This window comes from Calidithermus chliarophilus DSM 9957 (assembly GCF_000430045.1).
GTDB lineage: Bacteria > Deinococcota > Deinococci > Deinococcales > Thermaceae > Calidithermus > Calidithermus chliarophilus.
Genome location: NZ_KE387023.1, coordinates 1,314,878 through 1,338,404 on the forward strand (window position 1 = coordinate 1,314,878; position 23,527 = coordinate 1,338,404).

A 23,527-nucleotide genomic window follows, 5' to 3' on the forward strand; every position below is an offset into this window, starting at 1 on the left:
CGTGGGCTAATCTTATCTCAGACAAAAAGGTCCGAGTTTAGGGCCGAAAGGAAATAAGATGATCGAGACGAAAAAAACCCAACGCAACGCCGCCCCCCTCATCCTCATGCTCATCCTCGGGGCGCTGGCCTCGGCGGCGGTCCTGCTCACGGTCCAGATCATGGCCGGCAAGGGCGGCAACGCGGCGCAGGCCCCGGCGCCCGCCCAGGCCCAAACCACCGCCCCGGCGGCCGCGGCCCCCGTCGCCCTCGAGCCCGTCCCTGCCAACCTGCCCAAGATCGCCTACGACCCCACCGACATCCCCGCCCCCATCGGCAAGCGCGCGCCGCAACTGGTCAAGGTCAACATCGAGGCGCTCGAGGTCGAGGCCGAGCTGGCCCCCGGCGTGAGCTACACCTACTACACCTTCGGCGGCAAGGTGCCCGGCCCCTTCGTCCGCGTCCGGGTGGGCGACACGGTCGAGGTGACCTTCACCAACAACGCCAAGAACAGCATGTACCACTCCGTCGACTTCCACTCGGCCACCGGCCCCGGCGGCGGCGGCGCGGTGACGCAGGCGGCCCCCGGCGAGACCAAGGTCTTCAGCTTCAAGGCCCTCAACCCCGGCCTCTTCGTCTACCACTGCGCCACCCCCCTGGCCGCCCACCACATCACCAACGGGCAGTACGGCCTGATGCTCGTCGAGCCCGAGGGCGGGCTGCCCAAGGTGGACCGCGAGTTCTACGTGATGCAGGGCGAGATGTACACCGCCGCCCCCTACAACACCCCCGGCCGCCAGAGCCTCGACATGCAGAAGCTCCTCGACGAGCGCCCCGAGTACCACGTCTTCAACGGCTCCACCACCGCCCTCACCGAGGACTACCCCCTGAAGGCCAAGGTGGGCGAGAAGGTCCGGCTCTTCTTCGGCGTCGGCGGCCCCAACGTGATCTCCACCTTCCACGTCATCGGCGAGGTCTTCGACACCGTCTACGACCAGGCCTCCCTCAGCAGCCCCCTCACCGACACCCAGAGCGCCATCACCGGCCCCGGCAGCGCCTCCATCGTCGAGATGAAGCTCGACTACCCCGGCAAGTACATGCTCGTCGACCACGCCCTCTCCCGCGCGGCCCGCGGCCTGGTGGGGCACCTGATGGTCGAGGGCAAGGAAGACCCCAGCGTCTTCCACACCCAGACCCCCGTGACCAACTCCGGCGGCCACTAGAGGCGCCGATAGCTGCGGGCGGGTGCGGCGATTCGCCGCACCCGCCGCTTTTGCTCCATGCCCCCTTGACAAGGGGGCTATTTATGATGACCATAATATTATGGTCATCATAAATAAGGAGGCGGCATGGCGCTCGAGCTTTATGACGCGATCGTGATCGGCGGGGGGCCGGGCGGGTACGTCGCGGCGATCCGGCTGGGGCAACTGGGCCTGAAAACCCTGGTGGTGGAGAAGGAGGCCATGGGCGGGGTCTGCCTCAACTGGGGCTGCGTGCCCTCCAAGGCCCTGATCTCGGCGGCCGGGCTGGCCCACAAGGCCCGCCACGCCCAGGCGATGGGGGTTCAGGCGGGCGAGGTGCGCGTAGACGTGCCGCAGATGCAGGCCTGGAAGGACGGGATCGTGCAGCGCATGACCGGCAACGTCGCCAGCCTGGTCAAGAGCAACGGCGGGGAGATCGCCTACGGCACCGCCCGGCTGACCGGCGCCAGCACCGTCGAGGTGCTCACGCCCGAGGGGGCCCGGCGCGGCTTCACGGCCCGCAAGGGGGTCGTGGTGGCGACGGGGGCCCGCATGGTGCGGGTGCCGGGCCTCGAGCCCGACGGCGAGGTGGTGATCACCGCCCGCGAGGCGATCAGCCTCCAGAGCGTGCCCGAAACGCTGCTGGTGGTGGGGGGCGGGGTGATCGGCCTCGAGCTGGGCTCGGTCTACCAGAAGCTCGGCAGCCGGCTGGTCGTCGTGGAGATGGCCGAGCAACTCCTGCCCAGCCTCGACCCCGACGTGGTGCGGGTGGTGGCGCGGCGGCTCGAGGCCGCCGGGGCCGAGCTGCTCACCCAGTCCAGGGTCGTCGCGCTGGAGAAGCGTTCGGGGAAGGCGGTGGTCACGCTCGAGCAGCAGGGCCAGCGCCGCACCCTGGAAGCCGACAAGGTGCTCGTGGCGGTGGGCTTCGCCCCCAACTCGCAGGGGATCGGGCTCGAGGAACTGGGCGTCGCCCTCGACGCGCGGGGCCACGTCCTCACCGACGAGCGCGGCGAGACCACCGTGCGGGGGGTCTACGCCATCGGCGACGTGGCCGGGGCGCCCTACCTGGCCCACAAGGCCTCCAAGGAGGGCGAGGTGGTGGCCGAGGTGATCGCCGGGCACCATGCCGCCAAGGACTGGCACTACATGCCCGCCGCGGTCTTCAGCGACCCCGAGATCGCCACCGTGGGCCTCAGCGAGCGCGAGGCCAGGGAGCAGGGGCTCGAGGTGCGCGTGGGCAAGTTCCCCTTCAGCGCCTCGGGCCGCGCGCAGGCCCTGGCCGAGACCGACGGCTTCGTCAAGGTGATCGCCGACGCCCGCACCGACCGGGTGCTCGGCGTGAGCCTGGTGGGCCCGGAGGCCAGCGAACTGCTGGGGGAGGTCACCGCCGCGATGGAGATGCACGCCTCCGCCGAGGACCTCAGCCTCATCGTCCACGCCCACCCCACCCTCGCCGAGGCGGTGATGGAGGCGGCCAAGCACGCCCGGGGCGAGGCCATCCACATCCTCAACCGCCGCCCGGCCCGCCCGGTGGCCTGAACGACCTGAACCAGGAGGTTCGTATGTCCGACGCCGTGATCGCAGACCTGACCATCCCCCAAGCCGTGGACCTCTTCCTCACCCCGGCCCGCCGGGGCGAAGCCACCTACCCCGAAGTCTTCGAGCAGGCCACCCTCCTGCGCGTGCCCTACCGGCAACGCGTCTTCCTGCGGCCCGAAGGGGAGGCGGTCGAAGTGCAGGCGTACGCCTGGGGGCCTGCCCAGGCGCCAGGGGTGCTGTTGGTGCACGGCTGGGAGAGCCATGCCGGGCGCATGGGGGGCTTCGTGGAGCCCCTGCTGCGGCAGGGCTACCGGGTGCTGGCCTTCGACGCCCCGGCCCACGGGCGCTCGGGGGGCCGGCAGGCCAGCATGGCCGACTTCGCCGGCGCCATCGAGGCGCTCTCGAGCCGCTTCGCCCCCGTCGTGGGCCTGATCGGGCACTCGCTGGGCGGCGGGGCCGCGCTGTGGCACCTGGCCCACACCCCTGCTGCCCCCCTGCGCAAGGTGGTTGCGCTGGGGGCTCCGGCCCGCATCGCCGACCCGCTGCGGGGCTTCGCCAGGGCCCTGGGCCTCTCGCGCGAGGCCACCGCCGAGCTGTTCGCGGCTTTCGAGCAGCGTTTCGGGCAGCCGGTGGAGTTCTTCGGCATTGACCGCTTGCGCTTCCCACCGGAGGTGGAGGTGCTGCTGGTGCACGACCGCGAGGACGACGTCATCCCCTACGCCCACGCCGAGGCCTTGCAAGGCGGCATCCCTGCCGCGCGGCTCCAGTCCACCACCGGGCTGGGCCACCGGGCTATCCTGAAGGAGGAGAGCGTGATCGCGCAGGTGGCCCGCTTCCTGGGCGGGCCCTGAAGGAGGTGGGATGCCCTATTCGAAGGAACACAAGACCAGGGTGCGGGAGAAGATCCTGGAGTGCGCCACCGGCGCCTTCCGCCAGCACGGCCTCGAGGCGGTGACGGTGCCCGAGGTGATGAAGCGGATGGGCCTGACCCACGGCGGCTTCTACGCCTACTTCGAGAGCAAGGACGCGCTGGTGGCCGAGGCCTGCCGCCGGGGGCTGGAGGAGACCCTCGAGGCCTTCTTCCGCTCGGCCGAGGAGGCCCCCGAGGGCACGCTGCACGCGGTGATCCGGCGCTACGTGAGCCGGGCCCACCGCGACCACCCCGAGGCCGGCTGCGTGATCCCGGCCCTGGGGGGCGAGGTGGCCCACCACCCCTCGCCCCAGGTGCGCCAGGCCTTCACCGAGTCGGTCGAGGGCTTTTTGGGGGCGCTCGAGCGGGCGCTGCCGGCCGAGCTGCCGCCCGAGGAGCGCCGGCAGCAGGCCATCGCCCTGGCCGCGGGGATGGTCGGCGCGGTGCTCATGGCCCGCGCGGTGGCCGACCCCGAGCTGAGCGACCGGATCATCCGGGCGGGCCGCGAGCACCTGCTCAAGACCTTCGCCGCCCGGTAGCGGCCCGGGGGTTTGACCCAAGTCATCGCGCGGGGGCGGGGCTTGGGCCAGAGTGGGGGGCGTGAAGGAGGCAAGCATGAAAACCCTGGACGTTCGCACCATCGCCCCCCGTGAGCGCCACCCCACCATCTTCAACCTCTTCGACGGCCTCGAGCCCGGCCAGGCCTTCGAGCTCGTCAACGACCACGACCCCAAGCCGCTGTACTACCAGTTCAGCGCCGAGCGCAACGGGCGCTTCGCCTGGGAGTACCTCGAGCAGGGCCCCGAGGTCTGGCGGGTGAGGATCGGCAAGCGAGGCTGAAGGCCGTGATCCGCCCCGAGATGCGGGTAAGCCAACTGCTCGACGAGCACCCCGAGCTGCTGGAGGTGCTCATCGAGGCCAGCCCGGCCTTCGCCAAGCTCAAAAACCCCCTGCTGCGCCGCACCATGCCCCGGCTGGTGACCCTGGCCCAGGCCGCGCGGATCGGGGGGCTCGAGCCCGCCGCGCTCGTCGAGCGGCTCAACCGGGCGCTGGGCGTGGAGACGCTGGCGGCGGAGGCGCCTTCGGTGAACGCGGAGTCGAGGCTGGGCACCCCGCCCCCCGAGTGGCTGGGGGCGCCGCTGGGCTTCCGCCTGGACGTGCGGCCCATCCTGGCCGCCGGGGGCGAGCCCTTCGGGGCCATCATGGCCGCCGCCCGCGAGGTGGCCCCGGGCCAGCGCCTGTGCCTGGAGGCCCCTTTCGAGCCGCTGCCGCTGTACCGGGTGATGGAGCGCAACGGCTTCAGCGCCTGGTGCGAGCAGGCCGGCCCCGAGCACTACCGGGTCCACTTCCTGCGCCGCATGGGGCCGGGCGCCGCGCCCCGTGGCCCCCGTTCGCTCGGCGACGCGGACTGGGCGGTCTACGCCGCCGAGGTCAGCGTCGAGGCCAACCTCGAGCCCCCCCTGCCCATGATGCGGGTGCTGGAGGCCCTGGCCCGCCTCGAGCCCGGCCAGCGGCTGCTGGTGCACCACGTGCGCCGCCCGGTGCACCTGCTGGCGCGGCTGGAGCAGGACGGCCACCCCTATGCCCTGCGCGAGCTCGGCCCGGGCCAGGTCGAGCTGCTGATCGAGAAAGGGAGCTGAGCCATGCCCCACGTGATCGCCGAGCCGTGCATCGGCGTGAAGGACCGCAGTTGCCAGGAGGTCTGCCCGGTGGAGTGCATCTACGACGGGGGTGAGCAGCTTTACATCCACCCCGACGAGTGCATCGACTGCGGGGCCTGCGTGCCGGTGTGCCCGGTCTCGGCCATCTACCCCGAGGAGGACCTGCCCGAGCAGTGGGAGAGCTACATCGAGAAAAACCGCTCCCTCTCGAGCGGGCCCAACCTCCACCGCCGGGAGGGCTGAGCCGTGGCCTACGTGATCGCCGAGCCCTGCCGCAGCCAGCGCTGCGCGGCCTGCTACGCGGTCTGCCCGGCGGAAGCCATCGGCGGCGGCTACCACGACCCGCAGATGTACATCGACCCCGACCGCTGCATCGAGTGCGGCCTGTGCCAGGAGGCCTGCCCCAGCGGGGCCATCTTCCTCGAGGAAGACCTCCCCGAAGCCTGGGCCGAGTACGCCCGGCTCAACCGCGAGCACTTCCGCCGCAACCGTGCCTGAACCCTGAGGAGCCCCCGTGTCGTTCTGGCAATTCCTGTTCGTGCGCTCGAGCCTGTTCTACCTGCTCTACACCGCCCTCACCGGCTCGGCCTTCTACCTCTGGCCCGCGCTGGTGGGCTACTTCAAGACCACCCACGTCCACGCCGGGCTGGTGGGCTTCTTCCTCTCGATGGTGATGGGCGTGGCCTACTGGATGATGCCGCGTCCCGGCCAGATCCGCCAGGAGGGCCTCGAGGGCCTGACCTACGTGCTGCTCAACGCCGGGCTGCTGCTGCGGCTGGTGCTCGAGCCGCTGATGCTCTACACCGGCAACGCCGACCTGCGTTTGGCGCTGGCCGCGAGCGGGCTGCTGCAGGCCGGGGCGGTGGCGGTGTTCGCCTACGCCATGAGCCAGCGGGTCTTCACCAAAGAGCGCCTGTTCCAGATGGCCGAGGAGCGCAAACGCCGCCAGCAGGCGTCTTCCTGAGCCTCGAGTTTGTTTTTCCCCTCCCTGCCAGCGGGGAGGGGTTGGTTTGCGGTGCTGTGGTTTAGTGACCCCCGCTCCGCCGTCGGAGGGTGCGAGGGGGAGGCCATTCCACATGGCCTCCCCCTCGCACCCTCCGAGGGACTCGCAGACATGCCGCCGGGGCCAGCGGCATGCTCGTCTGCGCCACCTCCCTCACCCCCTCCCGCGTGAGCCGCACACCCCGGCCGGGGACGGGCCCGCAGGACGAGCGGATGTCCCCTGGGGAGTGGGGCTGTAGTCGGCTGTCGGGCTGGGCACAACCCCAGTGGATGATTTATCCCAACAAGGCGTTTGGCGTTCGGCTATCGGCGTTCGGCTATCAGCTATCGACCATCGACCATCGACCATCGACTATCGACTATTGACAACTCCCCCCCACACAGTTGTTCCGCAACTCGTTCGGCTTCGCGATCACCCCCTCGACCTGGCTCTGGGTGTACGAAAGCCCGGCGCGCTCGAGCTCTTCCTGGCTGGGGAGCAGGATGCGTACCGGCGTCTCGCGCAGGTGGCCCAGGCGGTTGTTCTCGATGCGCACCTGGCCGAGGCCGGCGGTGGGGAGGCAGACTTTGAAGGTGTCGGTGACGGCCTCGAGGGTCACGACGTCGTCGAGTTCGGCGATGGCGTTGCCGCGGATGAGGTGCCTGATCTGGGGGTAGTGGCCGACCTCCTCGGGGAAGCGCCGGGAGCACATGGGGTTGACGGCGACGAAGTGGTTGACCAGGCCGGGGACCTCGTTGGCCTCGACCAGGCTGTCGGCGGCGGTCATGGCGATGGCGGTGTTGATGTTGGGGTAGGTGTTGTGGGCGAGCACCAGGTAGCGGCCGTTGCGGTACTCGTCGGGCTGGACGCCGTCGCGGGGGAGGTCGGTGTCTTCGGTGAAGTCGTCGTTGGTGAGGAAGAGGTTGGAGGTGCTCTTGGTGCCGGCCATGTCGGAGTAGATGACCCCGCCGCCGTGCAGGCCGTCCATGTAGGTGGCGATGGAGTAGGGGGCGCCGGGGGCGGCCTCGAGGAAGCGCCCGCCGCGCACCCAGACGTTGTTGACGGCGCTGGCGGCCTCGAGCTGCCCGGCGTGGTGGGAGTCGGGGTCGATGGTGTTGTTGCGGAAGGTCACGTTGTCGAGCACCACGTCGCGCGCGGAGCGCACGTTGACCAGCGGGGCGATGAACTCGCCGTTCCCGTCGAAGGTGATGTTTTTGATGTAGACGTTGCCGGGGAGGTCGCGCAGCACCTGGAGGCAGTCCTCGTAGTAGGGGTGGTAGTAGCTGGCCTTGCACAGCGAGGACTCGTCGTAGGTGCGCACCTCGGGCTCTTTGGAGCCCTTCGGCATGGCGAACTGGATGCCGCTGATGAGGATGCGGCCCTTCACCACCACGGTGCCGGGCTCGTCGGCGACGAGCTGGATGTTGCTGTAGCCGCGCGTGACCACGCTGAAGCGGGCGGTGGGGTCGGTGGGGTGGTCGTGGACGAGGGGCCAGTAGTAGGTGCCGGGCTCGAGGCGGATGGTCACGCCCTGGTCCTGGTATTTATCGATCACGGCCTGGACGTCGTCCCCGGGGCGCAGGGTGACCACGTTGCCGAAGGGCGCGACGCCGCCGATGGGGATGCCGCCCTTGGCGTCGGGGTTGAGGGGGTGGCGGGCCCACCAGTCGGCCACGCTCAGGCCATAGTCGGGGTCCACGCGGGGCACGCCCTGCCCCGGCTGGCGGGGTACGGGTACGACCGGCTGCGGCTGCCCGGCCTGCTGGCAGGCCGCCAGCAGGCCCAGCAAGGCCACGCTGCTCCAGATGAGCCAGCTTCGCTTCATACGCTTTGTTCCTCCCTTGTCCTCACTGCACCAGCTCGAACACCCGCCCGTCGCCAGGGGCGTACTCGAGCGCCGTTCCTTGTGCGTAAACCTGGCCGGTCTCGAGGTCCTTGAGCCGGCCCTGGATCTCGTCGGAGCGCACCGCCAGGCGGCGGGCGCTCTGGCAGTCGCGGTTGACCACCACCACGTAGTGCCGCCCGTCGCGGTGTTGCAGGCTGCTGGCGTAGGGCACGTCGGCCCCGCTCACCTCGAAGCGGTCGGGGGCCTTGAAGAGGTCCTTCAGCACCCCGCGCAGCGCGGCTACCCGCCGGGTCTGGCGGCTCACCTCGTCGTAGAGGGCGGGGTTGTCCTTCAGGCCGTTCCAGCCCTGCTGCGAGCTGTAGATGAACCAGAAGATGCCCTTGGCCCCCTCGCCCACCGCCAGCCAGTTCTGCGCCCGCACCTCCGCGGGCGTGGGCTCGCGGAGCTGGTCCTCGAAGGAGTGGGTCTGCAGGATCAGCCACAGCGGCACGCTGCGGGGCTTGTCCTTGGTGAGCACGCGCAGGTAGCTCACGAAGTCGAGGTCGCTGTAGCCGAAGCCGGTGAGGGTGAAGTCGCCCACCGCGTTGGCGTAGCCCACCGGGTAGACGTCGAGCAGCATCACGTCGGGGCGGGTCTGCTGGTAGGCCAGCTCGGCCCGCCCGCGCCCGATGAGCACCGACATCGCCGGGCGGTCGAAGTCGGCGTCCTGGAAGGCTTTTTGCAGCGGCGCGACCTTGGGCAGGTCCTTGAGGAAGGGCTCGTCGGCCACGTAGTAGCCGCCCAGGCTGGGGTGGCTCGAGAGCCGCTGCACCATCTCCTGGGCGATGCGGCGGGCGAGGGCGGGGTCGGGGGAGACGTCGTCGGGCCACCAGTCGCGGTTGAGGTCGTCGCCGGGGTTGAAGTAGACCTTGAGGCCCGCCTCGTCGGTGGCGCGCAGCCCGTCGTCGTCGGCGCGCTCGGCCACGTTGGCGTTGATGAGCATCACCGAGTCGAAGCCCCGGGCCTTGAGCTCGGCCGCCCAGCGCTTCATCTCGTCGTAGCCGTGGGTCATGTTGGCGTCCTCGAAGAGGCCCAGCGGGAAGCCGAACTCGGTGCCCCGGGCGGTGCGCTGGAGGGTGGTGGCGACGGGGGGCAGGCCCTGCACCTCGGCCCGGACCGTCACCGGCCCGCTCCCCCCGTCGCTCCGGTAGGTGATGTGGGCCCAGCCGTCCTGGGCGGGGGCTGGGTTGGGCCCGAGCAGGCGGCCGGGGCCCTCGAGGCTGAAGCGCACCGCGTCCTGCGCCTCGGTGGCGGTCTGGCCCGAGGCGTCGAGCAGCCGCACGGCGACCTCGACCTCGCCGCCCTGCTGGCGCACGCTGCGGGCCTGGGGGTAGATCTCGAGCGAGGCCGAAGGGGCTACGCCCAGGTAGAGGTCGTCGATCCAGACCTCGGCGCCCGGGTTGAGCCCGTCCCACAGCACGTCCACCCGCCCGCGCCCGTCGGCCTCGGTGGTGAACACCGTCCAGACCTCGCGCCAGTCGCCGCTGGAGCGCAGGGGCTGGGTGTCGGAGGAGCCGCCCGAGGCCGGGGCCCAGCGCAGCCGCACCTCGCCCGCCGTGAGGTTGCGGGCCCGGACCCAGCCGTGCAGCAGGTAGGGGGTGTGGGGCTGGAGCTCGAGGTTCTGCGTGGTGTAGACCTCGGCCGTGGGCCCACTGACCTTGAGCGCGACCTCGCCCGCGTGGGCGGCGCCCCGGTCGGCCTTAGCGCCCTCGCGCTCCTCCCACTCAGCCGGGTAGCCGCCAGGGCCCAGCGCCTCGAAGGAGGGGTTTCGCAGCAGGTTTGGGCCCTGCCAGTGCGGCCCGGCCGGGGCCTGGGGCGGGGCGGTGGTGCAGGCGGTCAGGAGGAGCAGGGAGCTCAGCAGGGTCAACACACCAAGTCGGTACAAAGTCATCACCACGGCAGCCTAGAAGAGGAGCGCCGGGACAAGTAGGGAAATTCTCGAGCGCGGTTCTTGAGCGTTCCTTAGCCTGTTCTTGAGCCTTTCTTAGCCTTCGCGAAACGGCTTATTTAGAGTGGCTCGTGGTGAAAAAGACACCCCTTGCCGCCGGCGGTAAGCCGTCAGCTTTCAGCCCTCAGCCGTCAGACTTCCCACCCACCCCCGTCCCCTCCCTCCGGCCGGAGGGAGGGGGGTTTAGCGTTTTGCGTCTTGCGTTTTGCGTTTGGCTTTTTACGTACGGCGTAGGACGTACGCCGTACGACCCGCGCCCGGCTATCAGCTATCGGCTATCAGCGTTCATCAACTACACCCGCACGCCCAGCGCCGTGAGCACCACCACCAGCAGCCCGAAGGCCATCTGGCTCCAGCCCACCACTTTGGCGGGCACCGGGGGCCGGGCGAAGGTATAAGCCGAGAAGGGCAGCAGCAGCCCCACCGCCAGCACGCTCAGCCAGGGGACCCAGCCCGTGGCCGCCCCCAGCAGCAGCCCGCCGATGGCGATGAGCTGGGCCAGGTAGGCGGGGCGGAAGGGGACGGCGAGCCCTCGAGCCCGCATCACCTGGGTGCGGGCGTAGTGGATGGCGGCGTAGGAGCGCGCGGCCAGCACCAACCACAGGCCCAGCGCCAGCGAAGGCTCCAGGCCCCCCACCAGCCCGATGCCCGCGGCCACCGAGCCCATCGCGGCGGCCCCGGCCACCTCGGGCAGCAGGTTGCGGCCCTTGTTGTGCGCGTCGAACCAGAGCTGCACGGCGATGAGCGGGAGCGCGGCGAGCAGGGGCCAGTAGAAGGGCCCCTCGGCCCTCACGAAGGCCAGGAGCAGGCCCAGCACCCCGACGGTGCCGTAGGCCAGGGCGAAGCGGCCGGCCACGGGCGTGCGGGGGAAGCGCTTGCCCTTGCGCACGTCGGCGAGCCAGAGCTTGAGCGGGTGGCGGGTGAAGAAGGCCGCCAGCGCGAAGACGCCCAGCCCCAGCCCGGCGAGCGTGGGGGCGACGAGCAGCCCCAGCAGGACGGGCTCGAGCGTGAAGCCCCAGCCGCCGTGCTCGTTGGGAAGGGCTATGGTCTTGAGCGGGACTTTCACGCGGGGTTGGGGCTGGACGGTCATGCCGGGGTCTCCTTGGGCAACAAGGTTAGCAGCAGGGTGAGGGGACTTTCGGCCCGGATGGCGTGGACCAGCCCGGCGGCCATGTAGGCCCAGGTGCCGGGGCGGGCCTCGAGCTCGTCCGGCCCCAGCCTGAGGGTGCCCGTGCCGGAGAGCACCTGGACGATGGCGGGCCTGCTGGCGGTGTGCTCGGTGAGCTCCTGGCCGGTGTCGAAGGCGAAGATCACCGTGCGGACGCCGCCCTCGTTGTGCAGCACGCGGCTCAAGATGCCGTCCGGCTGGACGGCGGCTTCCTGGTGGAGGTCGGGGAGGTAGCGGTAGGTCGCGGTCATGGCCTCATTGCACTCCCGCCGCCGGGGTGCGGGCCATGACCTGGGTCAAGGCTCGGGTGATCCGACAAACCCCGCCCGCCGGCGGGCCGAGGCTCGGGAGCCGAGCGGCGGGGTCAGCGGCCGACCCGCACCCCGCTGCTAGCCCCGGGGGCGGGCGGGATGACGGCGAAGGGGCTACGGCCCAGCCAGGTGGGGAAGGCCCGCTCGAGGTCGGGCGGCCCCTCGAGCCGGATCAGGCCGGAGTCGAGGGCCTCGAAGATGTTCCGCCGCCCCACCCAGACCCGGTGCAGGGTGAGGGTGTCGGCGGTGACCCGCAGGTCCACCTCGTAGCCCGGATCGTGGTTGCAGATCTCCAACTCGGGGTGGCCCCGGCTGCGCTTCAGAAGCAGCCACCAGCTCTCTTTGCGGTCCCCTACGAAGTCGAAGCGTACCACCACCCGGTGCTCGGGCATGCGCTCGAGGGGGAAACGGCGCCGGATACTCCGCATCAGGTAGGCGGGGTCCAGGTCGCTGGGCCGGAGGTCGCCGTTGAACCAGCGCTGGCCCCAGTTGCCCAGGCACTCGATCACCGCCTCGAGTTCCCGCCCGCTCTGGCTCAGGTGGTACTCCACGTGCCGCCTCGGCCCGCTGCGGCGCTCGATGATCCCCTGCTGCTCGAGAAAGCGCAGCCTTTGGGAGAGCAAGGCCTTGGAGACGCCCGGCAATCCGGCCTCGATCTCGTTGAAGCGGCGGCTGCCCATCATCAGCTCGTGCAATATCAAGGGCGTCCAGCGCTCGGCGAAGAGCTCGCTCGCCTTGGCCACGGGGCAGAAAATGTTGTAGCTGAAATTGCCCATGGCCCCAGTGTAGACCTGCACACGAAGCCCTCAAGTACAGTTTTTGAACTTGACTCTCAGGGTCTTTCGTGGGCTTCTCGAAGTTCAAATTCCGAACTTGATACTGCTGTCTGTGACGCTAGATTCAGGGGTAGAGCCACGCTCCTCGAGTGAGGAACGCCGAGGGAACATCACCGTTCTACTCTAGCGTTCAGGGTTTCCAGGGGAGGCTCGGTAAGGAGAGCGCCATGAACAAGCTGGTTATTGCGGGATTGGTATTTATAGCCGCGTTCACACTGGCCCAAGCCCAGGGTGTTGGGCCAGTAGAGCCCACGGCGGGAAGCTGGAAGACCTGGGTCATCGGCTCGGGTAAGGAATTCCGCCTGCCCCCGCCGCCCGATAGCGCGGCCACCAGGGCCGAGATTGCCCAACTCGAAGCCCTGGCCAAGGAACGGGATGCGGCTGCACAAGACCTCATCCGCTACTGGGACAGCGGTTCGCCCGGCTACCGCTGGAACGAGTTGGCCGTCCAGCAAGCTCTCAAGAGCGGGGTGGTCGCCAACCGGGCAGCCCGCATGCTGGCCCTGCTCAACGTGGCCATCTACGACGCGACGGTGGCGGCCTGGGACTCCAAGTACGCCTACCGGCGAGCCCGTCCCATGATGCTACAGCCCATGTTGCGAACCGCCATCCCAACCCCCTCCAGCCCCGCTTACCCCTCCGAACACGCTGTCGCGGCAGGTGCGGCTTCGGTGGTGCTGGCCTATCTCTTCCCGGGCGACGCCGCCGTGTTCCAGGCCAAGGCTGAGCAGGCGGGTCGTTCACGTCTGCTGGCGGGTACGGACTACCCCAGTGATGTAACCGCAGGTCTGGAATTGGGCCGTAAGGTTGCCGCAAAAGTTATCGAACGCGCCAGAATCGACGGTTCCGATGCCAGGTGGACGGGCAGTGTACCCACGGAAAAGGGCAAGTGGAACGGGCAAAACCCGGTCGAGCCCCTGGGCGGAACCTGGAAGACCTGGGTGCTCGCTTCCCCCAGCCAGTTCCGCCCCGGCCCGCCCCCGGCCTACGATTCGGAACAGATGGCTAAGGATTTGGCCGAACTCAAGGAGTTCAGGCGCACTAACCTGACCAACCTCACGGCCAGCTACTGGGAGTACTACGGCGGAAGGGCTTCCTTCGAGTTCTACACCAATCTGCTGGGGCAGAAGCTCTTCGAGTACCGCCTCGACGCCAACCCACCCCGGGCCGCGCGAGCCTATGCCCTGGCAAGTGTCGCCTACTATGACATTTTCGCGGCCTGTTGGGATGCCAAGTACGCCTACTGGCAGATCCGGCCCTTCCAACTGGACCCCACCCTGACCACTGTCTTCCCCACCCCCAACCACCCCAGTTACCCGGCGGCGCACGCCTCGATCGGCGGGGCCATGGAGACGGTGCTGGGATATCTGTTCCCCCCCGACGCCGCCCAGTTCGGCAAGATCGCCGACGACGAGAGCTGGTCGCGGCTGTGGGCGGGCATCCACTTCCGCAGCGACATCGAGGCCGGACGGGCGCTGGGCCGCAAGGTGGCGGGCGCGGTGGTCGAGTGGGCCGAGCGGGACGGCTCAAGGTAGGACTTTGGCCCGAGGTGTACCCTCGAGGCAACCCCGAGGAGGTAGCCCATGACCGAAACCGCGCTCAAGCCCGGCTTCTACCGCCCCACCCCCGTTAAAGAAGGGGACGACCGCTTCGTAGGGCTGGCCCATGAGCTGGGCACCGAGTTCGCCCCCCGCGCGGCCCAGCACGACCGCGACAACACCTTCGTGGCCGAGAACTTCCAGCGCCTGAGGGAGGCCGGCTACCTGCGGCTGGCGGTGCCTAAGGAACTGGGCGGGTTGGGGGCCAGCATGCGGCAGGTCTGCTACGCGCAGGCCGAACTGGCCAAGCACTGCGCCTCCACGGCGCTGGCGGTGAACATGCACCTCTACCTCGTGCTGGCTACGACGTACCGCTGGCGCAAGGGGGTTACGGCTGCCGAGGGCCTGCTGCGCCGGGTGGCCGCCGAGGGCACGGTGCTGATGACCAGCGGCGGCTCGGACTGGACCTACCCTACCGGGACCGCCCGGAAGGTGGAGGGCGGCTGGCAGGTGAGCGGGCGCAAGACCTTTTGCAGCCAGGCCCCGCTGGCCGGGGTCTTGGTCACCTCTGCCCGCTACGAGGACCCCCAGGAGGGGACCGTGGTGCTGGCCCTTAGCGTCCCCACCGACAGCACCGGCCTGCGCGTCGTGGAGACCTGGGACACCCTGGGCATGCGCGGCACCGCCAGCCACGACGTGGAATTGGAGGGGGTGTTCGTCAGCGAGGACAGGGTGTTGGGGCGGCGGCCTTGGGGCAGGCTGGACCCCGTCCTGCGCAGCGCCCTCGTCCACTTCTCGCCCCCGGCCTCGGCGGTCTACTGGGGAGTGGCGGCCGCCGCCCGCGACGAGGCGGTGCGGGAGGTGCTGGGACGCAGGCTGGGCGACGGGCGGCCCCTGGCCCAAGAGGCCCTGGTGCAGCGGCTGGTGGGGCTGATGGAGCACAAGCTCAAGGCCGCCTGGTGGTCGCTGCTGGGGGCCCTGGACGAGCTGGGCCCGGACTATCAGCCCGACGACCGCGCCGTGAGCTTGGTGCAAGCCGCCAAGCGCACGGTAGTGACGGAGGCGGTGGAGGTGGTGGACCTGGCCCTGCAGGCGGTGGGCGGGGCTTCGTACTTCAAGCGCTCGCCCCTCGAGCAGGCCTACCGCGACGTGCGGGCCGGGGAGTACCACCCCATGACCCCCGAGGTCACGCTGCTCTACCTGGGCCGCCTGGCGCTGGGCCAGCCGGCGGACACGCCCTGAGCCTTGTCGCCGGCGCCTCGCGGCCAGCCGCCCGGCTCCCTAGGGCGGTTGGCCGGTTTGCTTTACCATGGGTCTTGAAAGCAGGGCCCCATGTTCGAGGCGTTCTTACGCAAGGTGCCGCTCTTCGCGGAGCTGCTCGAGGAGGACCTGGCCCGCCTGTGCCGGATGGCCGAGGAGGTGCGCCTCCCCGCCGGGCAGGTCCTGTTCGTCGAGGGCAGCCTGGCCGACAGGGCCTATGTCCTCTACGAGGGCGAGCTCGAGATCGTCAAGCACCTCGACGGCCGCGAGGTGCTCATCGACGTGCAGCACGTCCCCGGAACGGTCATCGGGGAGATGGCCCTGCTGGAGGAGACGACCCGCCTGGCCACCGTGCGCGCCAGCCGCGACTCGGTGCTGCTGGGCCTGAGCCACCGGGAGGTGAACGAGCTCTTCAACCTCAACCCCGGCGCGGCCAAGATCATGCTCCGCACGCTGATGGGCCGCTGGCGGGCGCTCGAGACCCAGGTGCGGCTGAGCGAGAAGATGGTCCAGCTCGGCACCTTCACCGCCGGCATCGCCCACGAGCTGAACAACCCGGCCGCCGCCGTCCTGCGGGGCGCGGGCCAGCTCCAGGAACTCCTGGACGCGGCCATCCGGGCCCATGCGGCGCTGGAGCGCCTCGGCCTTTCACAGCAGCAGCAGGCCCGGGTGGAGGCCCTGGAGCGCCAGGTCCGGGAGCGGGTCGCCAGCCCCCTGGCCCTCGACCCCCTCTCCCGCAGCGACCGCGAGGAGGAGCTGGAGGCGTGGCTGGAAGGGCGGGGCCAGGGGGCCGCCTGGAAGCTGGCGCCCGGCCTGGCGGAGCTGGGCCTCGAGGCCGCCCACCTCGACGAGCTCGCCCGGGCCTTCTCGCCCCAGCAATTCCCGCTGCTCGTGGAGTGGTTGGCGACCCGCCACGCCGTCCACGGCCTGCTCCGCGAGATCGCGCTGGGGGCCGGCCGGATCAGCGAGATCGTCGGGGCGCTGAGGTCGTACGTCTACCTCGACCAGGCCCCCCTGCAGAACGTGGACGTGCACGCGGGCCTGGAGAACACCCTGACCCTCCTCCGCCACAAGCTACAGCCCGGCGTCGTCGTGCGGCGGGAGTACGCCCCCGGGCTTCCGCCGGTCCCGGCCTACGGCGGCGAACTCAACCAGGTCTGGACCAACCTCGTCGACAACGCCCTCGACGCCCTGGACGGCCGGGGGCAGCTCACCCTCCGCACCCGGCAGGAGGGCGAGGTGGTCGTCGAGGTCGAGGACAGCGGCCCGGGCATCCCCCCGGAGCACCTGCCCAGGATCTTCGACCCCTTCTTCACCACCAAGCCCCTCGGGAAGGGCGTGGGCCTGGGGCTCAGCCTCAGCTATAACATCGTGCACAAGCACAAGGGGCACATCTCCGTCGCCTCCGAGCCGGGCCGGACCGTGTTCCAGGTGCGCCTGCCGACGCACGGGTGAGGTCGCGGGGCCGGGCCCTCCCTTCCTGGGAAAATTCGCGCCTCGGCCGGGGCGTCGGTACTATACTCAAGGAACCAGTCAAAGGCCGGTGCCGTGCATTCGTGGGTAGCCATTCGGCGTGACCGCAGTCAGCGGGCGTATTGCTGGGGAAATGAGGGAGATTCCATTGGGCTGGGCCAGGCGGTGCGATTGACCCCGTGAAAGACGAGCCCTCGAGGCGACCCCCCGGTCGCCGCCCCGGGTGTTGGGCGGGGAGGAGCCCGGGTCGGCCGCTGCACAGGGGCCGGGCCCTGGGCGCGTGGCTGGGCACGGCGACCGTGCCCGAAGCTGTTCGTTCAAGGGAGGGATCGTGTACGCACGGATCATTACTTCCCAGACCCAGCCGGGCAAGACCGACGAGGCCACCCGGATCTGGAACGAGTCGGTAGTCCCCATCCTCAGGCAGCAGAAAGGCTTCGTCGGCGCATACATGGTCGGCGACCGCGCCACCGGCAAGGGCGTGGTGATGACGCTGTGGGAGGGTGAGGACGACGCCCAGGCCATCGACACCAGCGGGGTCTACCAGCGCTCCATCGCGCTGTTCGCCCAGGTGCTCGCGGGCCCGCCCACCCGCGAGCAGTACGAGGTGCTCGTCAAGGTCTGAGAGCGGTTCGCGGAATGGCTGGCCGATGCAAACGGGTGGAATTGGCGTCCTACAGCCGGTTTTGCCGCCGGGCCAGCGGCCTGTTCGCGAGTTCCTGTTCGGGGGCGAGGAGCGGCAAAACCACAGCCAACCGCGCTGAACGCCCTCGAGCCGTCTCGAGAAAGGAGACGATCATGCCCACGTACATGACGCAGTTCGCCTACACCGCCGACACCTGGCGCAAGCTCGCCCGCAACCCCGAAGACCGCAGCATCCCCATCCGGGGGCTGGTGGAGAGCCTGGGCGGCCGGCTGCTGGGGCTGTACTACATGTGGGGCGAGTACGACGGCTTCATCCTCTACGAGCTCCCCGACGCCCGCACGGCCACCGTCGCCGTGATCACCGCCGCGCTGGCGGGGCACCTGCGGGCGGTGAGGACCACCCACCTTTTTACCGTCGCGGAGGGGATGGAGATCCTGGGGAACGCGGGCAAGCTGACCTACGCCGCACCCAAAGGATAAAAACCGGCCCGCTCAGGCTTCGGCGACCTCGCGCAGGGCGGCGGGGTCGTCGATCCACACCCGGCGCTCGGCGAGCCGGATCAGGCCCTGGCGGAACAGCTCGCCCAGCTTGCGGCTCACCGCCTCGGGCACCGTGCCCAGCAGCGCCGCGAGCTCGGGGTTGGTGGGCAGGCGGAAGCCCTGCCCCTCGGCCTCCAGCCGCCCCAGCAGGTACTCGGCCAGCCGCGCCGAGACCTCGTGGAAGACCAGCCGGTCGAGCAGGTGCACGAGCTGCCCCTGGCGGCGGGCCAGGAAGCGGATGAGGGCGCGGGAGAGGGCGGGGTGGGTCTCGAGCAGCCGGTGGAAGGCCTCGGTGGGCAGGGCCAGCAGCAGGCTGTCCTCCAGGGCTTCGGCCGAGGCCGGGTAGCGGGGCTTCTCCAGGAAGATCGCCACCGCGGCCACCGCGTGGTAGGGGCCGTCGAGGTGCAGCACCATCTGGCGCCGCCCCTGGGGGTCCATCTTGTAGACCTTGATCAGTCCCTCGGCGACGATGAACAGTGAGCGGGCGGGGTCGCCCTCGAGGAACAGCGTCTCCCCCTTGTGCAAGGGGCGCAGGGTCGCCACGGCGGCCAGGGCCTCGAGCTCGGGCGTGCCGAGGTCGCGGAAGAGGGGGCTTTGGGCGAGGATCTCCTGGATCGGGGGGCTTTGGGTCATGCCGGTTGTACCAGTCTGGCAAGGTCGGGGTCGATGGGCAAGCCCTCGCGCTCCATGCGGGTCTGGTACTGGCTGAACAGGCTCTTGGCCTCCAGCTTCTGCCCCGACTCCACGAGCTGCTGCATCAGGGCGCGGTAGGCCTCCTCGCGCCAGGGATCGAGCTTGAGCACGAAGCGGTAGGCCTCCAGCGCCTCGCGGGATTGGCCCAGCGCCCGCGCGATCTCGGCGCTGCGCAGCAGGGCCCCCACCGCCCGCTCGCGCAAGTAGGCCCGCTCGAGCTCGGCCCAGTCGGCGTAAGGCTCGTCGCAGAGGAAGTCGCCCTTGTACAGCAGCAGGGCCTGGCGGTAGGCCTCGAGCGCGGCGGTGCCCCCCAGGCCGTCCCCCTGGTGGATGAGCTGCTCGAAGCGCTCGACGTCGAGGAAGTAGGGCACCTGCGGGGCAAAGCGGTAGCCCTCGCCCTCGCGCAGGATGAGCCGGGGCTGGGCGGGGTCGGGCTCCAAGGCCTGCCGCAGGTCGTGGACGAGCACGTGCAGCCGGGCCTGGGTGGCCTCGGGCTCCTCGCCGGGCCACAGCCGCTCGCACAGCTCGTCGCGGGCGAGGGTCTGGCCCCGGTGGGCCAGCAGCAGCTTGAGCAGGGTGAGGGCCTGGCGGCGGCCGAAGGCCTTGGGCGGCAGCACCTGCCCCTCGCGCCGCACCTGCAGCCCGCCGAAGGTGCGCAGCTCGAGCCAGTGCCCTTGCGCGGGGCCGGTGGCCTGGTGCTCGGGCCACAGCACCTCGGCGCCCAGCCGCTCGAGCCACAGCACCGGGGCCACCGCCTGGCTGGCGATCGGGGGGAGGCGGGTGAAGAAGAGCTGCTGCAGCCCGACCACCCTGGGCCCCGACCACAGCGGCAGGCACTGCCGGGGCTGGCCCGCCCCCACGTGGGGGCAGGCGGCCACCCCGCCGCGCACGCCCAGGATCTGGCCCTGCCACACCTCGCAGTGCTCGGCGTGGGCGCAGGCCGGGGGGCTGCCCTTGCCGTGGCTGTAGGTCTCGCCGTCGGCCAGCAGCAGCCGCACGCACGAGGCCCCGCTGAGCCGGGCGCTCTGCTCGAGGAAGGCCTCGATCCCCTGCCCCCTGGACTGCGCGTGCAGGGCGCTCGCCACCGAGCGCAGTCCCGCCTCGCCCAGCCGGGTGAGCACAGTGTAGAGTGAGGCCGCGAGCATGGGCCCGACCAGGGTGAGCTGCTCGAGCAGCGCCTCGTCGTCGGTGTCGGGGTCGCGGCTGGCGAGGTTGAGCACCCCGATGAGGCCCTGGGGGAGCTCGAGGGGATAACAGACGTAGGTCTTGTAGCCCAGCTTCTTGACCTTCTGCCGCAGGTAGCGGGCGTCGGAGGGGAGGTCGTGGGTGAGCAGGGGGTGGTGCAGCAGGCTCACCAGCCCCGGGAAGCCCTCGCCCCAGGCGAACCAGGCCTTCTCGAGGAAGGCCTCGCGGTGCACGCCGTCGTAGGCGGTGAGCACCAGGTAGTGCTCCTGGGGGTCGGCCAGGAAGAGCTCGGCCGCCTCCATCCCCAGCGCCCGCCGCAGGCTGCCCAGGAAGACCTGCAGCGTCTGGAAGAAGCTGCCCGGCTCGGCCGCGAGCTTGCGCACCGCCCACGACAGCGAGGCCAGCACCTCGGAGGGGTCGGCGTGGTTCTCCGGCTTCAGCTCGACCTGAATCCCGGAGTTGACGTACCCCTGGCAGGTCAGGCGCTTACCCCCACGGCAGACGGGGGTGCTGGCCTGGTACGCGCCGCGCTTGATCTCGCGCTGCACCGGGCAGCGCACGCACAGCGGGCGGCCGAAGCGGTCGGTGCCCGCCACCACCTCGCCGCAGGGCCGGCCCAGCGCCTCCTCGGCGGGGAGGTGGAAAAACGCGGCAGCATCGGGGCTCCAGGCCGTAACCCGGCCCTCCTTGTCGAGCTGCCAGCGCACCCGGTTCATCTGTATTTAGAGACTAGGGAACTCCGGCAGGTCATTTGTCCTCACGCCTGCTGGAGCTAGAGGCCATGTCCCAACTATTACCTCGTTTGCTACCTGAAGTCAGACCAACACACCTGAGTGCATGAGGTTGTGGGCAGCGATTTTGAGGTTGACCCTGGCTCGTAAAGACCAGAAGGTCTTGACCTGCCCCACGTGCAGGTGAAGCGAGCGGACCAGGGAACTGAAACTGGTCTCGATGCGTTTACGCAGCCTGGATAAAGCCCTGGGCCAGAAGGTCTGGCGCTTCATGTTCTTGCGGCTGGGACAGTACACCCCCGTGCCCACGTAAGCCCTGTCCCCTAGCGTGGGCCCCTGAACCAGCCCCCAGGCCACACGGCTCTCGTGCGCGTGCGCAGGCACAAAGGCCCAACGTCGGAACAGCCCCCCCAGGCTCACCACCGCGTGCAGCTTGAAGCCCCAGACCATCCCCATGGTGCTGAAGCCCTTGCTGGCCTCGGGCATCTTGGCCCATTCCCAACGCTTACCCTTGGCGATGGGGAGGGGCTTGGTATCGATGAGCTCAATCCCCCGATCCTCATCCTCCTTGGCGGCTAGCGATTGAGCGAGCTCGGCCCATAGGGGCTCCGCATTGCGCACGATCCGATGGTAACGGCTGTACTCGGGTAGTCGCGGGAACAAGCCCCGATGATTCTGACGCACCAGCCAGTACCACACCGACTCGTAGGGCTGGGCCAACAGTTCACCGACCAGGGCTATGGTGAATAACTCGCTGTAGCTGGCCACCTGGTTGGCTTGCACCGGTAGCCTGAAGCGCTCCTGGTTGGCTTTGAGCCAGTCATCCACCAGGATGAAGACCCTCAAAAACAGTTCCTCTAGGCTATGCTGATAGCGGGGATGGTTTCTCATAGCAATGAAGACCATCTCCCTTTTCTTCCCCCATTTCAAGTAGCAAACCACGTTATTTCTTGGTAGCCATTCAACGGCCTGCGTGGAGGTCTCGAGCGTCCCTTGCGGAGCTAAACAGGCAGGTCTACGATCTTGCTAAGGGGCAGAAAATTCTAAATGCCGGTCGAGGTGACAGGCTGTCGGTTCGCTTGAGGGGGTGATGAGAGATGGCATTAGCGCCCCACGATACTGGGCGGTACAACACGCTCCAGAGGGGCATTTAGACCGCAGGTGCGGCATAAGCACTAGTTCGGCGGCTTAAATGCGAACGCCAAGCCGGTTGAAACAGGCCACTGGCAGGAGCAAAAAGGAGACTTTTCATGCCATCTAAAGCAACACTCGTGGAGCTACCCGACTTGCACCTGATGGTTAGCCGGGCGGATGAATTTCCGAACGGAATAAGACCTGCTTGGGAGAGACTTGAGTCCAAACTCGCCTCGCTTAAAGGCCGAAAATTTTATGGCCTGACGTTTACCGAAGGCTCCCAATTGGTCTACTACGCAGGCTTGGAGCCTGTTAGTGCCGAGGAAGTTGCAGCACTCGATTTCCCAACCCTGATGATCAAGGGCGGTACATACGCCAGAACCAAGTTGTTCGATTGGCCGAGGCATGCGGATAAGATTGGCGAGATATTTGGGGAACTCATGCGCGACTTCCCAAAAGACCCGACGGGGCCAACGATCGAATATTATCGGAGTCAATCTGAATTACACTTGCTCATCCCGGTAGTGAAACCCGAGTCTTGACGGTCAGTGACCTCCGTCTCTTGCTTGGCGACGTAGATACGCGATGCCACGTTGCCAAAAACGAAAGCCTGTCCGTCTTCGCGGCAAGCTGGAAGGTGTCTCGGCCAGCCGCCGAACAAGCAGTCGCAGCCGGCCGCTTCGCGCTGGGTGCTCGCGGCGGCTGAACTGCCCCGTTAGGCCTCGAGCCCCAAGCAAAATGACGCTCACCCGAGCGTAGGACCCGCACATCTCGTTTCACTCGTTCGCCCTCGAGCCCGCCTCGAGGGCGTTTTCGTGCCGCGCTCGAGTGGGTCGAATGTCCCTCATCTGTAAGCCCGCCGTAAGGGCGGGGGAGGAGGCTAGGGCCATGGACCCCAGACGCCTGTTCTTTCCTGCGTCGTGTGAGGTGATCGAGGGCCTGGAGGTGCGCATGGACCCGACCAAAACCCCGCGGAACCTTCCACCGGCCCAGGCGTCGGTCTTCCTGGTGCTGCTGTGGCCCGATGGCGAAGGAAGCTGGGCCGGGCGCGTCAAGGACACCCGCACCGGGGTGGAGCACCCCTTCGGGGAGCTCGAGGAACTTTTGTCCTGGCTGGAAAACCACCAGGACACCCATCGGAGGTCGGCATGAAGCGAATTTTGTTCACGGTGGCGGCGGCGCTGCTGGGCCTGGCACTGGCCCAGGACGGCAAAAGCCTCTACCAGACCAACTGCGCGGGGTGCCACGGGGCCGAGGCCCAGGGCATCCCCGGAGCCTTCCCGCCTTTGGCCAACAACCCCCGCATGGCCGACGAGGCCTACGTGGTCAAGGTGATCCGGCAGGGGCTTAGCGGGCCGCTCGAGGTCGCCGGGCAGACCTACAACGGCGCCATGCCCGCCATGGCCCAGATCTCGGAGGCCGACGCCAAGGCCATCGCGGCCTACCTCAAGGGCCTGGCCGGGGGAACTGCCCAGGCCGAGCCCGCGGCCCCGGCCCCCGCCCCCGCGCCCCAACCCGCCACAGCCCCGGCGCCCGACGCGGCGCAGGCCGCCTTGGGCCGGGCCTTCTTCACCGGGCAAAAGGCCTTCGCCAACGGCGGGGCGCCCTGCATGGCCTGCCACAACGCGGGCAACCTCGGCCCGATGGGCGGGGGCAGCTTGGGGCTCGACAAGACCGACCTGTACGTGCGGCTGGGCGAGGCGGGCATCAAGGGCGTGCTCGCCAACATCGCCTTCCCGGTGATGCGTGAGGCCTACAAGGGCAGGCCCCTCACTGAAGCCGAGATTAACGCTCTGGTCGCTTTCTTCGCCCAGGCCAGCAAAGAAGCCCGCCACTCCAGCGCCGTCTACGGCGGGGGGGGGGGGGGCG

The 23,527-nt window shown here is 69.3% G+C and carries 25 protein-coding genes; 17 read left to right on the forward strand and 8 right to left on the reverse strand.

The annotated features are described in order from the left end of the window. Nucleotides 1–58: 58 nt before the first annotated feature. The 9 genes from nirK to MEICH_RS0106365 all read left to right on the forward strand — a co-directional run bounded on the left by nirK (nt 59) and on the right by MEICH_RS0106365 (nt 6,293). Nucleotides 59–1,201, forward strand: coding sequence for a copper-containing nitrite reductase (nirK, locus tag MEICH_RS23920; RefSeq protein ID WP_084542205.1), 1,143 nt, complete (start codon nt 59–61; stop codon nt 1,199–1,201). 126 nt (nt 1,202–1,327) lie between these two features. Continuing rightward, the gene (lpdA, locus tag MEICH_RS0106330; protein ID WP_027891911.1) at nt 1,328–2,758 is read left to right on the forward strand and encodes a dihydrolipoyl dehydrogenase; all 1,431 of its coding nucleotides are present in this window, start codon (nt 1,328–1,330) and stop codon (nt 2,756–2,758) included. Between the two features lie 23 nt (nt 2,759–2,781). Next, nucleotides 2,782–3,609 (forward strand): alpha/beta hydrolase, encoded by an 828-nt coding sequence (locus tag MEICH_RS23925; protein WP_051303975.1) that lies wholly within the window; start codon nt 2,782–2,784, stop codon nt 3,607–3,609. Nucleotides 3,610–3,619: 10 nt separating this feature from the next. After that, complete coding sequence (locus tag MEICH_RS30430; protein ID WP_027891912.1) at nt 3,620–4,207, forward strand: TetR/AcrR family transcriptional regulator; 588 nt, start codon at nt 3,620–3,622, stop codon at nt 4,205–4,207. A gap of 76 nt (nt 4,208–4,283) precedes the next feature. Continuing rightward, entirely contained in the window at nt 4,284–4,508 is a 225-nt protein-coding gene (locus MEICH_RS0106345; RefSeq protein WP_036218392.1) for a DUF2249 domain-containing protein, read from the forward strand. A gap of 20 nt (nt 4,509–4,528) precedes the next feature. Beyond that, nucleotides 4,529–5,308: a DUF2249 domain-containing protein gene (locus MEICH_RS0106350; RefSeq protein WP_051304206.1), complete on the forward strand. Its 780-nt coding sequence runs from the start codon at nt 4,529–4,531 to the stop codon at nt 5,306–5,308. A gap of 3 nt (nt 5,309–5,311) precedes the next feature. After that, complete coding sequence (locus MEICH_RS0106355) at nt 5,312–5,572, forward strand: indolepyruvate ferredoxin oxidoreductase subunit alpha (RefSeq protein WP_027891915.1); 261 nt, start codon at nt 5,312–5,314, stop codon at nt 5,570–5,572. Nucleotides 5,573–5,575: 3 nt separating this feature from the next. Beyond that, complete coding sequence (locus tag MEICH_RS0106360) at nt 5,576–5,827, forward strand: indolepyruvate ferredoxin oxidoreductase subunit alpha (protein WP_027891916.1); 252 nt, start codon at nt 5,576–5,578, stop codon at nt 5,825–5,827. Nucleotides 5,828–5,843: 16 nt separating this feature from the next. Further along, nucleotides 5,844–6,293: a hypothetical protein gene (locus MEICH_RS0106365; RefSeq protein WP_027891917.1), complete on the forward strand. Its 450-nt coding sequence runs from the start codon at nt 5,844–5,846 to the stop codon at nt 6,291–6,293. A gap of 397 nt (nt 6,294–6,690) precedes the next feature. Here the strand turns inward: MEICH_RS0106365 and MEICH_RS0106370 are convergent, their stop codons facing one another. The 5 genes from MEICH_RS0106370 to MEICH_RS0106390 form a co-directional block, all read right to left on the reverse strand. Next, on the reverse strand, nt 6,691–8,136 hold the full coding sequence (locus MEICH_RS0106370) for a VOC family protein (RefSeq protein WP_027891918.1): 1,446 nt from the start codon (nt 8,134–8,136) through the stop codon (nt 6,691–6,693). Nucleotides 8,137–8,158: 22 nt separating this feature from the next. Continuing rightward, nucleotides 8,159–10,087 (reverse strand): hypothetical protein, encoded by a 1,929-nt coding sequence (locus tag MEICH_RS0106375; RefSeq protein WP_157202637.1) that lies wholly within the window; start codon nt 10,085–10,087, stop codon nt 8,159–8,161. A 349-nt stretch (nt 10,088–10,436) separates the two neighbouring features. After that, the gene (locus tag MEICH_RS0106380; RefSeq protein ID WP_027891920.1) at nt 10,437–11,234 is read right to left on the reverse strand and encodes a YwiC-like family protein; all 798 of its coding nucleotides are present in this window, start codon (nt 11,232–11,234) and stop codon (nt 10,437–10,439) included. Continuing rightward, nucleotides 11,231–11,563, reverse strand: coding sequence for a cupin domain-containing protein (locus MEICH_RS0106385; RefSeq protein ID WP_027891921.1), 333 nt, complete (start codon nt 11,561–11,563; stop codon nt 11,231–11,233). The genes MEICH_RS0106380 and MEICH_RS0106385 overlap by 4 nt, the downstream gene beginning before the upstream one ends. Nucleotides 11,564–11,676: 113 nt before the next feature. Further along, the gene (locus MEICH_RS0106390; RefSeq protein WP_027891922.1) at nt 11,677–12,399 is read right to left on the reverse strand and encodes a winged helix-turn-helix transcriptional regulator; all 723 of its coding nucleotides are present in this window, start codon (nt 12,397–12,399) and stop codon (nt 11,677–11,679) included. A gap of 227 nt (nt 12,400–12,626) precedes the next feature. Between MEICH_RS0106390 and MEICH_RS0106395 the strand changes: the two genes are divergently transcribed. The 5 genes from MEICH_RS0106395 (at nt 12,627) to MEICH_RS0106415 (ending at nt 17,855) form a co-directional block, all read left to right on the forward strand. Next, a complete protein-coding gene (locus MEICH_RS0106395) occupies nt 12,627–13,994 on the forward strand; it encodes a vanadium-dependent haloperoxidase (RefSeq protein ID WP_027891923.1) in 1,368 nt (455 codons plus the stop codon). Between the two features lie 48 nt (nt 13,995–14,042). After that, complete coding sequence (locus MEICH_RS0106400; protein ID WP_027891924.1) at nt 14,043–15,239, forward strand: acyl-CoA dehydrogenase family protein; 1,197 nt, start codon at nt 14,043–14,045, stop codon at nt 15,237–15,239. A gap of 90 nt (nt 15,240–15,329) precedes the next feature. Further along, nucleotides 15,330–16,712, forward strand: a complete 1,383-nt coding sequence (locus tag MEICH_RS0106405) for a sensor histidine kinase (protein ID WP_027891925.1) — start codon at nt 15,330–15,332, stop codon at nt 16,710–16,712. Nucleotides 16,713–17,061: 349 nt separating this feature from the next. Further along, nucleotides 17,062–17,355, forward strand: a complete 294-nt coding sequence (locus MEICH_RS0106410; protein ID WP_027891926.1) for an antibiotic biosynthesis monooxygenase family protein — start codon at nt 17,062–17,064, stop codon at nt 17,353–17,355. A 173-nt stretch (nt 17,356–17,528) separates the two neighbouring features. Then, nucleotides 17,529–17,855, forward strand: coding sequence for a GYD domain-containing protein (locus tag MEICH_RS0106415; RefSeq protein ID WP_027891927.1), 327 nt, complete (start codon nt 17,529–17,531; stop codon nt 17,853–17,855). A 12-nt stretch (nt 17,856–17,867) separates the two neighbouring features. Here MEICH_RS0106415 and MEICH_RS0106420 read toward each other — a convergent pair whose 3' ends face one another. From MEICH_RS0106420 to MEICH_RS0106430, 3 genes are all read right to left on the reverse strand, one after another. Continuing rightward, the gene (locus MEICH_RS0106420; protein WP_027891928.1) at nt 17,868–18,548 is read right to left on the reverse strand and encodes a Crp/Fnr family transcriptional regulator; all 681 of its coding nucleotides are present in this window, start codon (nt 18,546–18,548) and stop codon (nt 17,868–17,870) included. Then, complete coding sequence (locus tag MEICH_RS0106425; protein ID WP_027891929.1) at nt 18,545–20,509, reverse strand: BTAD domain-containing putative transcriptional regulator; 1,965 nt, start codon at nt 20,507–20,509, stop codon at nt 18,545–18,547. Before MEICH_RS0106425 ends, MEICH_RS0106420 begins: the two co-directional genes overlap by 4 nt. A 99-nt stretch (nt 20,510–20,608) precedes the next feature. Beyond that, nucleotides 20,609–21,370, reverse strand: a complete 762-nt coding sequence (locus MEICH_RS0106430; protein ID WP_051303855.1) for an IS982 family transposase — start codon at nt 21,368–21,370, stop codon at nt 20,609–20,611. A gap of 404 nt (nt 21,371–21,774) precedes the next feature. Here MEICH_RS0106430 and MEICH_RS28465 point away from each other — a divergent pair, with 404 nt between their 5' ends. The 3 genes from MEICH_RS28465 to MEICH_RS23930 all read left to right on the forward strand — a co-directional run. Next, nucleotides 21,775–22,200 carry a GyrI-like domain-containing protein gene (locus MEICH_RS28465; protein WP_157202638.1) on the forward strand — a complete coding sequence of 142 codons (426 nt, stop codon included), beginning with the start codon at nt 21,775–21,777 and terminating at the stop codon, nt 22,198–22,200. Nucleotides 22,201–22,546: 346 nt separating this feature from the next. After that, the gene (locus tag MEICH_RS0106435) at nt 22,547–22,810 is read left to right on the forward strand and encodes a hypothetical protein (protein WP_245587627.1); all 264 of its coding nucleotides are present in this window, start codon (nt 22,547–22,549) and stop codon (nt 22,808–22,810) included. Beyond that, nucleotides 22,807–23,527: c-type cytochrome (locus tag MEICH_RS23930; RefSeq protein WP_084542207.1), on the forward strand; the 721-nt coding region annotated here is incomplete at its 3' end. The genes MEICH_RS0106435 and MEICH_RS23930, both read left to right, overlap by 4 nt.

Coding starts and splice junctions, on each gene's coding strand:
- nirK (WP_084542205.1), top strand. CDS start 59: ATGATCGAGACGAAAAAAACCCAACGCAACGCCGCCCCCCTCATCCTC.
- lpdA (WP_027891911.1), top strand. CDS start 1,328: ATGGCGCTCGAGCTTTATGACGCGATCGTGATCGGCGGGGGGCCGGGC.
- MEICH_RS23925 (WP_051303975.1), top strand. CDS start 2,782: ATGTCCGACGCCGTGATCGCAGACCTGACCATCCCCCAAGCCGTGGAC.
- MEICH_RS30430 (WP_027891912.1), top strand. CDS start 3,620: ATGCCCTATTCGAAGGAACACAAGACCAGGGTGCGGGAGAAGATCCTG.
- MEICH_RS0106345 (WP_036218392.1), top strand. CDS start 4,284: ATGAAAACCCTGGACGTTCGCACCATCGCCCCCCGTGAGCGCCACCCC.
- MEICH_RS0106350 (WP_051304206.1), top strand. CDS start 4,529: ATGCGGGTAAGCCAACTGCTCGACGAGCACCCCGAGCTGCTGGAGGTG.
- MEICH_RS0106355 (WP_027891915.1), top strand. CDS start 5,312: ATGCCCCACGTGATCGCCGAGCCGTGCATCGGCGTGAAGGACCGCAGT.
- MEICH_RS0106370 (WP_027891918.1), bottom strand. CDS start 8,136: ATGAAGCGAAGCTGGCTCATCTGGAGCAGCGTGGCCTTGCTGGGCCTG.
- MEICH_RS0106375 (WP_157202637.1), bottom strand. CDS start 10,087: ATGACTTTGTACCGACTTGGTGTGTTGACCCTGCTGAGCTCCCTGCTC.
- MEICH_RS0106380 (WP_027891920.1), bottom strand. CDS start 11,234: ATGACCGTCCAGCCCCAACCCCGCGTGAAAGTCCCGCTCAAGACCATA.
- MEICH_RS0106385 (WP_027891921.1), bottom strand. CDS start 11,563: ATGACCGCGACCTACCGCTACCTCCCCGACCTCCACCAGGAAGCCGCC.
- MEICH_RS0106390 (WP_027891922.1), bottom strand. CDS start 12,399: ATGGGCAATTTCAGCTACAACATTTTCTGCCCCGTGGCCAAGGCGAGC.
- MEICH_RS0106395 (WP_027891923.1), top strand. CDS start 12,627: ATGAACAAGCTGGTTATTGCGGGATTGGTATTTATAGCCGCGTTCACA.
- MEICH_RS0106400 (WP_027891924.1), top strand. CDS start 14,043: ATGACCGAAACCGCGCTCAAGCCCGGCTTCTACCGCCCCACCCCCGTT.
- MEICH_RS0106405 (WP_027891925.1), top strand. CDS start 15,330: ATGTTCGAGGCGTTCTTACGCAAGGTGCCGCTCTTCGCGGAGCTGCTC.
- MEICH_RS0106415 (WP_027891927.1), top strand. CDS start 17,529: ATGCCCACGTACATGACGCAGTTCGCCTACACCGCCGACACCTGGCGC.
- MEICH_RS0106420 (WP_027891928.1), bottom strand. CDS start 18,548: ATGACCCAAAGCCCCCCGATCCAGGAGATCCTCGCCCAAAGCCCCCTC.
- MEICH_RS0106425 (WP_027891929.1), bottom strand. CDS start 20,509: ATGAACCGGGTGCGCTGGCAGCTCGACAAGGAGGGCCGGGTTACGGCC.
- MEICH_RS28465 (WP_157202638.1), top strand. CDS start 21,775: ATGCCATCTAAAGCAACACTCGTGGAGCTACCCGACTTGCACCTGATG.
- MEICH_RS0106435 (WP_245587627.1), top strand. CDS start 22,547: ATGGACCCCAGACGCCTGTTCTTTCCTGCGTCGTGTGAGGTGATCGAG.